The organism is Vibrio sp. Isolate34 (assembly GCF_022397915.1).
Classification (GTDB): Bacteria; Pseudomonadota; Gammaproteobacteria; order Enterobacterales; family Vibrionaceae; genus Vibrio.
In genome coordinates, this window is the sequence record NZ_JAKEUO010000010.1 from 80,488 (window position 1) to 93,310 (window position 12,823).

8 protein-coding genes are annotated in these 12,823 nt (G+C 45.0%); all 8 read left to right on the plus strand.

Translation table 11 applies throughout. From position 1 onward, the window contains the following. Positions 1-346: 346 nt before the first annotated feature. The 8 genes from L1D22_RS12500 (at position 347) to L1D22_RS12535 (ending at position 12,822) form a co-directional block, all read left to right on the plus strand. Positions 347-1,006: a TetR/AcrR family transcriptional regulator gene (locus tag L1D22_RS12500; protein WP_239830048.1), complete on the plus strand. Its 660-nt coding sequence runs from the start codon at positions 347-349 to the stop codon at positions 1,004-1,006. Then, on the plus strand, positions 1,006-2,340 hold the full coding sequence (locus L1D22_RS12505; RefSeq protein ID WP_239830049.1) for an HlyD family secretion protein: 1,335 nt from the start codon (positions 1,006-1,008) through the stop codon (positions 2,338-2,340). Before L1D22_RS12500 ends, L1D22_RS12505 begins: the two co-directional genes overlap by 1 nt. After that, the gene (locus tag L1D22_RS12510; RefSeq protein ID WP_239830050.1) at positions 2,337-5,444 is read left to right on the plus strand and encodes an efflux RND transporter permease subunit; all 3,108 of its coding nucleotides are present in this window, start codon (positions 2,337-2,339) and stop codon (positions 5,442-5,444) included. Before L1D22_RS12505 ends, L1D22_RS12510 begins: the two co-directional genes overlap by 4 nt. Before the next feature lie 209 nt (positions 5,445-5,653). Further along, the gene (locus L1D22_RS12515; RefSeq protein ID WP_176680867.1) at positions 5,654-6,178 is read left to right on the plus strand and encodes a phosphatase PAP2 family protein; all 525 of its coding nucleotides are present in this window, start codon (positions 5,654-5,656) and stop codon (positions 6,176-6,178) included. 54 nt (positions 6,179-6,232) lie between these two features. Then, positions 6,233-7,288 carry an MJ1255/VC2487 family glycosyltransferase gene (locus L1D22_RS12520; RefSeq protein ID WP_239830051.1) on the plus strand — a complete coding sequence of 352 codons (1,056 nt, stop codon included), beginning with the start codon at positions 6,233-6,235 and terminating at the stop codon, positions 7,286-7,288. A gap of 346 nt (positions 7,289-7,634) precedes the next feature. Beyond that, on the plus strand, positions 7,635-8,594 hold the full coding sequence (gene leuO, locus L1D22_RS12525) for a transcriptional regulator LeuO (protein ID WP_239830052.1): 960 nt from the start codon (positions 7,635-7,637) through the stop codon (positions 8,592-8,594). A gap of 201 nt (positions 8,595-8,795) precedes the next feature. Continuing rightward, the gene (locus L1D22_RS12530) at positions 8,796-10,604 is read left to right on the plus strand and encodes a long-chain fatty acid--CoA ligase (RefSeq protein WP_239830053.1); all 1,809 of its coding nucleotides are present in this window, start codon (positions 8,796-8,798) and stop codon (positions 10,602-10,604) included. 460 nt (positions 10,605-11,064) lie between these two features. After that, positions 11,065-12,822, plus strand: coding sequence for an acetolactate synthase 3 large subunit (locus L1D22_RS12535; protein ID WP_239830054.1), 1,758 nt, complete (start codon positions 11,065-11,067; stop codon positions 12,820-12,822). Position 12,823: the final 1 nt, after the last annotated feature.

Below are 12,823 nucleotides of genomic sequence, written 5' to 3' on the forward strand. Positions count from 1 at the left end.
TGTTAACACCATATTTACCGCAATTTATTCTGAGCGTCAAACAAGAAAATCCAATATCAGCGTGCTTTGGCGGTGTTTTGGTTTGGTTTGTGCTGCTTGTGTGTTGTTTGTTGGTATTATCAGCTGATTGAGTGTTTTGTACTGGGCGGTTAGTTTATCGTTTGGCTGATGTGTAGGTTAAAACTTTGTAGTAAATCTTTTTGATGGAACGATTCACCAATAAAATTAAAAGGGCGGCTAAATTAATTAATCATTTGATTAAATAGTGAGTAATTAATCTTCTACAACCATGTTGATTTATCCCTATAATTAATCGTGTGATTAATTATAGGGATAGGTCTCAGTGATGGCAGCGCGCAAAGCAGGGCGACCTCAACAGAATCTAGATGTGCGGCAGTTACTCATTGAGCACGCTCGAGATCTGTTCGTGGTTCAACCGTATGACAAGGTATCGACTCGTTTAGTTGCTGAGCGAGCGGGTGTGAATATTGCAATGATTCGCTATTACTTTGGCAGTAAAGCAGGATTATTTGAGGCGATGCTGCGTGAAACATTACGCCCAATGCAATTAAAAATGCAGAGACTTGTCGATGAAAGCAGCCATGAGAACTTTCTTGATCTCATGAGAACCTATTACAAAGAGATGGTTAAGGTGCCTAAGTTTCCTCGCTTGATAGCCCAAGTGATGAACATGCCGCCTTCAGAAGTTCAGAGAGAGTTGCTCGAGAAGGTCTTTCTTGATGTTGCCAAACCTGCCCAAGATGTCATTTTTGAAAAGCTAGTTGAACAAGGCGTTTTAAGAAAAGATATGGATCCCAGACTCTGCCGCGTGTCGTATATAAGCTTGATGGTGTTCCCGTTCATTGCGCCGCCGCCTTTGCTTGCTATTCATGGTATTGAACTCAATGAAGAATTTCTTAACCGACTTATCGAACACAACATCCAACTGATGACGGAAGGCTTTGTAAACGCCCCGAGCCCTTCACCTTTGCAGGAACCAAAATAATGAAAATAAGTAAAAAGCTCCTCTTCTTTCCGGCTCTGGCCGTTGGTGTTATTGGCTTAGTGACGGCGATTAATCTGAAGCCGGACTTACCGACTAAACCAGCGGGTGACAGAGCGCGTTTAGTTGAAACCGTGAGTCTAGAAAAGCAGATGATCGCTCCATTAGCGGTTGGTTTTGGCAAAGTGGTGCCAAAGGTTGAATGGAAAGCGATTGCTGAGGTGACAGGGCAGATCGTGTATCGTCATCCTGATCTAGAAAAGGGTCAAATTATTGCAGCGGGTACTGAGGTACTAAAGATCGATCCTTTGGATTACGAACTGAAGTTGGTGCAAGCGGAAGCGGATCTTAAATCAAGCCAGACCTCTCTCGCGAAGCTGAATCAAGAAGAAGATAACCTACAACAAACATTAAAGATCGAAAAAAATCGTTTGGTGATCAGTAATAAAGAGCTGCAACGTAAACAGGATCTACGCAAGAAAGGGCTTACCTCTCAATCGGATGTCGATCTGCAACAACAAAGCGCACTTTCTCAACAGAAGTTGGTGTTAGATATACAGAATCAAATCGCGTTAATGCCAGATGAAAAACGCGTCGCGGAAGCGGTGATTAAGGTCAATGTATCTAAGGTCAAAGAGGCGCAGCGTTCTTTGGACAAAACGACCATCACTTTGCCTCGAGCGATGCGAATCGCTCAGGTAGATATAGAACAAAATCAAGTGGTTAATCTTCAGCAAGAGATGTTTGTTGCTCACGGGATTAACGTTATGGAAGTTGAGGCGCAACTCTCTATTCACGATATGCAAACTTTAGCCTCAAGCTTTACTCAATTCCCTCGTGATGCTGCAGGCATACCTAACCCTTACCAAGCGCCGATTAAAGCGACGATCCAGATGAACAGTGGTAGCTTAAATCTAAGCTGGCCTGCTAAGGTCGCAAGAATCAGTGAAACTGTTGATGAGAACCAAGCCACAGCGGGGATCATTCTCGAAATCAATCAAGATTATTCAGCCTTACAGCCAAGCAGTGCCACTCCCTTGGTGAATGGTATGTTCGTCAAAGCGGAGATTGAAGGTTTGGCGAACCTGAGTTGGGTTGTGCCTGAGCGTGCGCTGCATGGCGATAAGATTTATCTGATGGATGACAGGCAACGCTTGCAAGTCGTGAACGTTGAAGTGCTTTATCGCCGAGATAACCAAGTGGTGGTTAACGGTGAACTGCAAGCTGGAGACAAGCTAATTCTCAATGATGTTCTGCCCGCGATTGAAGGTATGTTATTGAAAGAATCCTCTTCAAATGATGAGCTTTCCGCTGATACTGAGGAGAGCGCCTCATGATCAAGTTCTTCTCTAGGCACCCAACCGCAGCCAACCTGCTGATGCTTGGGTTGTTGATCATGGGCTTGGCCTCTTTATCCACTATCAAGCGTGAAACCTTTCCAGCCTATGATCCACCTTACATTATGGCGGCGATCGTGTACCCGGGCGCTTCACCACAAGAGGTCGAAGAGAGCTTGTGTGTGCGAATGGAAGACGCAGTCGATGGTTTAGCTAACATTGAAGAAACTCAATGTGAGGCGATAGAAGGCAGTGCTCGACTTATCCTTAAGTTGAATGAGAAAGCAGATATCGGTCGAATGCTGGTGGACGTGCAAACTCAGATCAACTCGATCAATGATTTCCCAACTGAGATTGAGTCACCAGTAGTCCAAGAGCTAGATTGGAACGAACCGGTTGTTGATATTGCGATTACCGCAGAGACATCATGGCCAGAGCTTAAGGCATACGCAGAAGATCTAAAGCGCACGATGAAGCTTGATTACGACGTTTCATTGGTTGAGGTCAGCGGTTTTTCGGATCATCAATATCGCGTCGAGTTGGATACCCAAGCGATTCGTCAGTTAGGTTTGAGTGTCGGTGATATTGCCGATCAAATCGGTCGTCAGAATGTAAAGCTACCGAGCGGTAATGTTGAAACGCCAGACAAAAACTTCCTAATTCGTTTTGATGAAAGACGCATCACTCCGGTTGAATTAGAGAGTATCGTGGTGGGTTCTGCGCCGAATGGTTCAGTGATCCGTTTGAGGGATATTGCCAAGATCACCGATCGCTTTGAACTGGATGAACAGAAGGTTCTGTTTGATGGCAAGCCATCGGCTCTGTTAAAGATCAGCAAGAACAAAGAAGATGATGCGCTACGAATTAAAGAAAACGTAACGCGATTCGTGGAAGATCAAAGTGCGATTGCTCCTGATGGCGTGACATTGCAAATGACCAATGATCTCTCATCGGTGCTTTGGGATCGTTTAACCATGATGGTGCGCAACGGCTGGCAAGGTATTGTGCTGGTGTTTGCCACCATGTGGTTGTTCTTCAGTTTGCGATATTCATTCTGGGTTGCAGCAGGTTTACCCGTCGCCTTCCTTGGTGGCTTGTTCTTAATGGCGAACCTTGGTCTCTCGATCAACATCATGTCTCTAGTCGGCTTGTTGATGGCGATTGGTATCATGATGGATGATGCCATCGTGATCGCTGAATCGATCGCCTCCCATCTTGATCGGGGGCAAAACGTTGACGATGCGGTGTACAACGGTGTGAAGAAAGTGCTCCCCGGAGTCTTGTCTTCTTTCCTAACCACGGTGTGTATCTTTGGTAGCTTGCTGTTCCTTGATGGTGAAATGGGTGCGGTGCTTAAAGCGGTACCCCAAGTATTAATATTGGTGCTCTCTTTGAGCTTGATTGAAGCCTTTTTGATTCTGCCAAATCACTTATCTCATTCATTACACAAAGAAAAAAATGACAAGCCAGCGCTGCGCTTCAAAGTTGTGTTGTTAGAAAAATTTGAGAACTTCCGTAATACAACCTTGATGAGCATGGTCGAGAAGGTAGTGACCTTCCGCTACGCCTTTATGGGCGGGGTGATTACCTTGTTGCTTCTATCTATCTCCTTGATTGCTGGTGGTGTTGTCAAATTCCAGCCGTTTCCTGAGTTGGATGGCGATATTGCTGAGGCGCGTATCATTCTTCCTCCGGGGGCGTCACTGTCTCAAACCGAGCGAGTGGTCGACAAAATTGTCGCGTCGGCTGAGCGCTTGAACAAACAATGGAGCGAAGAGGTTGAAGAAGGCAATACACTGGTCGAGCATATCACCAGCCAATTCAATGCCAACGCCGATGCCAATGAATCAGGCCCGCACTTAGCCACAGTGCGTTTAGATCTGCGTGGAGCAGAGAGCCGTAACACGGTTATCGATGATTTCATTGATGCATGGCGAGAGGATATCGGTGACTTGGCGGATCCTATCTCGTTAGTTTTCAAGCAACCGACCATGGGGCCGGGCGGTCGTGCGATTGAGATTAGAGCTAAGCATGATGACCTAAGTGCATTGAAAGCCGCTTCTTTGGATATTCAGGAGTACCTTAATCAGTTCGATGGCGTGCACGGCGTGCTTGACGACATGCGTATGGGTAAGGAAGAGATCTTAGTGAAGCTGCGTCCGGGCGCTGAAACCTACAATGTGAATGGGCAGATGATTGCTTCCCAATTGCGTGCGGCTTTCTTTGGTCAGACAGCGGATGAGATTCAAATCGGTGTTGAGAATATCTCGATTGAAGTGCGTCTTGATAAAGAGCAAGCGGGCGACATACAGCAGCTGGCCAACTTCCCGATCATCACCGCAGATGGCAGTCAGATCCCGCTAGCTACATTGGCAACGTTAGATTTTCAACGTAACTATGTGCGAATCCAACGTATCGATGGGCTGAGAACCATCAGTATCTTTGGTGACATAGATAATAAGAAGGCGAGCTCTTCCGCGATTGTGGCTCAGTTCCAAAAAGAAGAAGCAGCTAAGCTGATTCAAAAATACCCGGGCTTACGCTTTGATTTCGAAGGGGAGGCCAAAGATGCGGCTAAGACCGGAGCTTCGATGGGTAAAGGTTTCTTGTTAGGCTTATTCGGTGTGTTTGCGATTTTGAGTTATCAGTTCCGAAGCTACTTGGAACCGGTCGTCGTAATGTTAGCGATTCCACTGGCCTTCATTGGTGTCGTTGTTGGTCACTGGCTGTTAGGGCACGCGTTAAGTATGCCGAGCATGATGGGCTTTGTGTCGCTCGCAGGGATTGTGGTTAACGACTCTATCTTGCTGGTGCAATACATTCGTCACCATGTCGATGAGGGAGATAGCGTGCATGACTCGGTTGTTAAAGCCAGCCGCGAGCGTTTCCGCGCGGTATTTTTAACGTCTATGACCACAGCCGCAGGCTTACTACCGCTATTAACTGAAACCAGCTTACAGGCTCAGGTTATTCAACCTCTGGTGATTTCAATTGTGTTCGGGATATTTGCCTCAACCTTGTTGGTGTTGTTTATGATCCCAGCGGCCTACGCGATCTTGGCTGATTTTGGTCTAGTGAAAAAGCACGAGCCTCTTTCGTTATAGAGTTTTGAAATAAGAAAAGATGCAATAAACAATAAAGCGGCCTAGTGCCGCTTTATTTTTATAGGGTGTTTTTGTCATCACCTTAGCCTGAGGGGCTTCATTGCACATCCGAAGGAAATTTCATTTTAGTTCATTCAAAACGTCACTTAACTGTCATTTGTTGGGCATAACTTGACCCTTAACTGAATAAGGATTGTTAAGGAGATCGTATGCGTACTATCGAACCTATTGTCCGCTGGGATGTGGCATTTTCTGTTTTCTGTTTAAAAAACCGTTATAGCGGGCAACATGCAACACTCAGTAAAGCGGTGTCTCATACTGGAGATGGACACCTTTACGTGTTAATTGCGTTGATTGCTTTGTTGGCTGATAGCAGTACTGGCCGAGATTTTCTATTGGTCGGTTTAACCGCCTTTGCTATCGAGCTACCTATTTACTGGTTTGCGAAAAATACCCTCAAACGCCGCAGGCCAGCAGAGTTCTCTTCACTGCTTTATTCCCACATAGTGCCATCCGATAAATACAGCCTGCCATCTGGGCACTCCGCGGCGGCTTTTGTCATGGCGACTCTCATCGGGCATTTCTATCCGAGCTTATATCTCTTTAGTTTGTTTTGGGCGATCGCGATCGCAGGCTCTCGAATCTTACTTGGTGTGCACTTTTTAACAGACGTACTGATAGGGGCAGCCTTGGGCATTGCTTGTACGAGCCTAGCTATCAGCTTCATTCTGTAATCATTTTGTTGGCAATCTCTGCCGCGTTTAAGTGGCAACTCTAAAGGAAAAAGCATGAAAATCTTATATGGCGTACAGGGCACTGGAAATGGTCATATCGCGCGTGCGAGAGCAATGGCCGTCGCCTTTCGTCAGCAAAATATCGATGTCGACTTTCTATTCTCTGGACGAGAAGAGAGCAAATACTTCTCGATGGAAGAATTTGGAAACTACCAAACCCGTAGTGGCTTAACGTTTTATAGTGAGCAGGGGCAGGTGAAATACGGCAAGACATTCATCAAGAACAACATCTGGCGATTTTTGAGTGAGATTAACCAGATCGATCTGACACCGTATGATTTAGTGCTTAACGACTTTGAACCCGTCACCGCTTGGGCAGCTAAAAGACAGGGCGTACCTTGCATAGGTATAAGCCACCAAAATGCGTTTCGTTATGATGTGCCTAAAGAAGGCGGTAACTGGATTGAGCACTCTGTGATTCAACATTTCGCCCCAACCGAACACTCAATTGGACTGCACTGGTATCACTTTGAACAGCCAATATTGCCACCGATCGTTCACACGCTCACTGGCGAACAACAAACCAAAACGCCGCAAGATTTCACTCTGGTCTATCTGCCGTTTGAGGATCTAGAGGCGATTTCAGAGCTGTTGATGAAGTTCATTTCTCATAACTTTGTCTGCTATCACCCGAATGTGATTGAGCAAAGGCGAGTTGAAAATATTGAGTTTAAACCGCTGAGTCATGCAGGCTTCCAATTCGACCTCAGCCAGTGCTCAGGTGTGGTGGCAAATGGCGGATTTGAATTACCCTCTGAAGCGCTAACGTTGGGTAAGAAGTTGCTTCTTAAACCGCTTGATGGGCAGTTTGAACAGCAGAGCAATGTGGCGACGCTAGAGGCGCTTGGATTGGCTCAAACAATGAGTTTTTTAGACCCTGCTATCTTGCGTGGTTGGCTCAACGAAAAACAAGCGGAAGTGGTCACCTATCCAGACGTCGCGAGCGCACTTGTTGAGTGGGTATTAGCAGGAAATTGGTCCAACCAAGATGACTTAAGAAAGCAACTTTGGGACAAGGTAGACTTTCCTAGTTATGCATCACTCACCTAACTCATAAGTGTTATTTCTTAATCGACTAGCTGAACAATTCACGCGTTCAATAAATTGTAACAAATGTAACCAAACGATAGAACAGCTAAATAAGTCGAAATGAAACTCATAAGTGACGCATTTTATGTTTTTTTATAACTCTATAAATTACTGATTTTTAGGTGTTAATTAATCATTGAGGTAAAATAAAATTATTCTTTATCAATCTTGTTGGTCGCTCGAGATGTATTGGTTAATAGTAATGGTAATCCGAAAAGCATCGGTCTGATAAATATAAGAATTAGTGGTTATCTATTCCCACGCCATTACCAATTTAACGCTGTCGAACCGACAAGAGGCAACTTGAATGTTAGAGAAAAAAGACGCAATGAGTGCAATTGCAAGCTACAGAATGGAAAGCACACTTCGTGGAGTCGACTTAAACTTATTGACTGTATTTGATGCAGTTATGCAAGAGCAAAACATTACACGTGCAGCTCACAATCTGGGTATGTCTCAGCCTGCTGTAAGTAACGCTGTTGCTCGTCTAAAAGTGATGTTCAACGACGAACTATTCATGCGTCAAGGTCGTGGTATTCAACCGACTCAACGTGCTCGTCAGTTGTTTGGTCCTATCCGCCAAGCGCTACAGTTAGTACGTAACGAACTACCAAGTTCTGTGTTCTCTCCAGAGTCGTCTTCTCGCCTCTTCAAACTTGCGATTTGCAGCCCTTGTGACATGCGTTTTGCACCTAAGATCATGTCGACAATTAACGGACAAGCACCAAGCGTTAAACTGCACATGGATGCTGAGTTCGATCGTCAGCTTTCTGAGCGTATGCGCTACCAAGAAATCGACTTCGTGATCGATTACGCTCGCTTTGATGAGCAAGGTTTCTCAAGCACTGAAATCTTCCAAGATGAGTTGGTTGTTGTAGCTTCTGCTTCTCACCCACGCATTAACGGTGAAGTAACAGCGGCAGAGCTGCTTAACGAAAAACACGCGAAATTGTCTCGCATTCACGGTCAGCGTAGCTTCTCTGAGCAAGCTTACCGTGACCTAGATTGCATGCCTTTCTACGAAGGCACGAGCCTAAGCAACGTTCTTTACGTTGTAGGTCAGTCTGAGCTAGTAACGATTGCTCCTCGCTGGATGGTAGAACATGCAGCAAACAAAGAGCAGCTTCAGATTCTAGACTTCCCATTTGATAATGCGGCAATTTCAGGCTTCCTAAGCTGGCACGAATCAAGTGAAAAGGACAAAGGACACATTTGGTTACGAGATCAGTTAATGATGATCTGTGGCGAAGTAGTGGCACTTAACTAGACACTAATCCCTATGTTTTATAAGCCCTAAGCTAGGAGTCTGGCTTGGGGCTTTTTTGTACCTGCTATTTTTGTTGATAGAAAACTTAGCGTGAGACGTACTATTACTTATAACTTTGAGCTTCATCAGTTGCCTTTTCCATGATCAGAGGTACACTTGTGCGCTCAAAAAAGCTTACAGGTGTAAGCCAAAGGTAAAGAGATGGCCAATTTAGATTTTCATATTGTAAAAAGACTTCGTGACCAAATTGCCCAAGGCGGCAACCGTACAGCTTTGAAGCACAAAGTAGACAATGTATGGCAAGGTATTAGCTGGGAGCAGTTTGGACAACAAATCGATACGCTTTCATTAGCACTATTGGCTCAGGGGTTGAGAGTTCAAGATAAGATCGGTATCTATTCAAACAATATGCCTCAATGGACCGTGGCAGATTTTGCATCTTTACAAGCTCGCCTTGTGACTGTGCCGATTTATCCAACCAACACAGCAGCGCAGTCGTCTTACATCATCCAAAATGCGGATGTGAAGATCTTATTCGTTGGTGAGCAAGTTCAATTTGACGCGGCGGTGAGCCTATTTGAAGAGTGCGAACAGCTAGAAGTGGTTGTCGCGATGTCTGATGATATCGATCTTCAAGGCCACAGCTTCGCAGTATCTTGGGCTGATTTCATGGCGCGCGGTGTTGAGGCTCAGCAAGCTGAACTTGAGACTCGTCTTGCAGATGCAAGCATGGACGACTTGCTGACTCTTATCTATACCTCTGGTACTACTGGCCAGCCGAAAGGCGTAATGCTTGATTACACCAATATTGGCTATCAATTAGAAGGCCACGATGAGCGTCTAAGCTTAAGCAAAGACGATGTCTCATTGTGTTTCTTACCTCTATCTCACGTATTTGAGCGAGCGTGGACTTTCTACGTTCTCTATAAAGGCGCAACCAACTGTTACCTGCAAGATACGATGCAAGTGCGTGACGCGCTGAGCGACGTGAAACCAACCGTAATGTGTGCGGTTCCGCGTTTCTATGAGAAGATCTTCTCTGCGATTCACGAGAAGGTTTCGAAAGCGCCATTTATCCGTAAGGTGCTATTTACTTGGGCGGTGAACATGGGAGCGAAACTCTCTGTTTGTCACCAAGAAGGTCGCACTCCATCGCTAATGCTGAAGAAGAGCCATGCGCTAGCAGACAAGCTTGTGTTATCTAAACTAAGAGCACTGTTAGGCGGCAACATTAACTTTATGCCATGTGGTGGCGCGAAGCTGGATGAAACCATTGGTCGCTTCTTCCATGCTATCGGTATCAACGTAAAACTTGGCTACGGCATGACAGAAACCACAGCAACCGTGTCTTGCTGGGATGACCGCTGCTTTAACCCTGATTCTATTGGCATGTCGATGCCGGGCGCAGAAGTGAAAATTGGTGCTCAGAACGAGATTCTTGTTCGTGGTCCAATGGTAATGCGCGGCTACTACAAGATGCCTGAAGAAACCGCGAAAACATTCGATGAACACGGTTTCTTGAAAACTGGTGATGCGGGTCATTTTGATGAAAATGGCAACCTATTCATTACTGATCGTATCAAAGAGCTGATGAAAACCTCTGGCGGTAAATACATTGCACCGCAAGTGGTGGAAGGCGCGATTGGTAAAGACCACTTTATCGAACAGATTGCTGTTATCGCAGACACACGTAAATTTGTTTCTGCACTGATTGTTCCTTGTTACGACTCGCTAGAAGAGTATGCGAAAGAACTGAACATCAAGTACCACGACCGTGTTGAGCTTATCAAGCACCACCAAATCGTTGAGATGCTAGAAAAGCGAGTGAATGACCTACAGCAAGAACTGGCTAAGTTTGAGCAAGTGAAGAAATTCAAACTGCTACCAAAAGCATTTTCTATGGATGATGGTGAACTGACGCCGACCCAGAAACTGCGTCGTAAGGTTATCAACGATAAGTATCAAGACGAAATCGAAGAAATGTACACTGAAAAGTCGAAAGATAAGTAGTTTTCTACTGAGATAAATTTTCAGTTGTTTAAAAATCCCCCTACGAATGTGATTGCATTTTTAGGGGGATTTTTTATATCTAATGACTAAGCACAATGTGCGAAAGCGCACACAGATAAGCTCGTTATTTATCGATAATTAGCGATTCATTTAAATATTAAGTGCTTTTTTTTGTTCTCTTTCTAGTTTTAATATCTAGTTATTAATCTTGGTTTGGATTTTATTTGATGCTTTAAGCTAATCGTTGGTTTTTTGGAATGATTGTCGGATAACAGGTGTTAGACCAGATGATAATAAAGCGTTAAAGTTGTTTCGTATTACTGTTTGTTGTTATCACGACAGACAGCCATAGCCGAAAAAGTGGAAGTATTTCGAATTAGGCTACGAATAAGCCCTAGACTATGAAAAACCAGCCCAACATGTTCACCAAATATGATTGGAAACTGGTGAGGAGAGCAATATGACAACAAAACCTGAAACAGCCATGTCATCCGGCGCTGAAATGTTATCCGGCGCTGAGATGGTGGTGCAGTCTCTAATTGAAGAGGGTGTAGAACAAATCTTTGGTTATCCAGGTGGTTCTGTACTTGATATCTACGATGCGCTGCATGCTAAAACTGCTGAAATTAAACACGTATTAGTACGACATGAACAAGCCGCTACCCACATGGCAGATGGCTATACTCGTTCTACCGGTAAACCGGGCGTAGTACTTGTGTGTTCTGGTCCCGGCGCAACCAATACCGTTACAGGTATTGCGACAGCGTACATGGACTCAATCCCAATGATTGTTATTTCTGGTAACGTACCAAATAACCTGATTGGTAACGATGCCTTCCAAGAGTGTGACATCGTCGGTGTATCTCGCCCGATCGTTAAACACAGCTTCCTAGTTAAGAAAGCGGAAGATATCCCTGAAGTCGTTAAAAAAGCCTTCTATATTTCAACGACAGGACGTCCCGGTCCTGTGGTTATCGATCTGCCGAAAGATATCCTAAATCCACAAATCAAGCTTCCTTATGAATACCCTGAGACGCTCAAAATGCGTTCGTACAACCCAACGGTTACGGGTCATAAAGGTCAAATCAAGAAGGCACTAAAAGCACTTCTTGAAGCGAAGAAGCCGGTACTTTATGTCGGCGGTGGTGCGGTTATTTCTGAGGCGGACCAACAGCTCATTAAATTGGCTGAAGCACTGAATTTACCGGTTGTAAGTACCCTGATGGGGCTTGGTGCTTTCCCTGGCACTCATACAAACTCTTTGGGCATGTTGGGCATGCACGGTTTGTATGAAGCCAATATGGCAATGCACAATGCCGACCTTATCTTTGGTGTTGGGGTACGTTTCGATGACCGTACTACTAACAACTTAGACAAGTACTGTCCGAACGCGAAGATCATGCACATTGATATTGACCCATCGTCGATCTCTAAAAACGTAAAAGTGGATCTACCTATTGTAGGTTCTGCAGAAAAAGTACTCGAGAGTATGGTGAACCTGCTGATTGAGCAGGGTGGCACTAATGATGCTGAAGCGATGGACAGCTGGTGGAGTGAAATCAAACAGTGGCAAGAGCGTGATTGCTTAGCTTATGAGAAATCGTCTGAGTGCATTAAGCCACAACAAGTTATTGAAACACTTCACAAAGTAACCAATGGCGACGCGTACGTTGCTTCGGATGTTGGCCAGCACCAGATGTTTGCTGCTTTGTACTACCCATTCAACAAACCACGCCGTTGGATTAACTCGGGTGGCCTTGGTACGATGGGCTTTGGCTTACCTGCAGGTATGGGCGTTAAGTTTGCTAAGCCAGATGAAGAAGTGGTTGTTGTAACGGGTGACGGCAGTATTCAAATGAATATCCAAGAGCTGTCGACGGCACTGCAATACAATATCCCAGTTAAGATTATTAACCTGAACAACCGTTTCTTAGGAATGGTTAAACAGTGGCAAGACATTGTTTATCAAGGTCGTCACTCTAACTCATATATGGACTCTGTTCCTGATTTTGCTGCAATCGCGGAGGCTTATGGCCACGTAGGTATGCGTATTTCATCTCCGGATGAATTGGAATCAGGTTTGGAAAAAGCACTGGCGATGAAAGACCGTTTGGTATTTGTCGATATCAGTGTGGATGACACCGAGCACGTATACCCAATGCAGATCAAAGGCGAGGGTATGGATAACATGTGGCTAAGCAAAACGGAGAGAACATAAT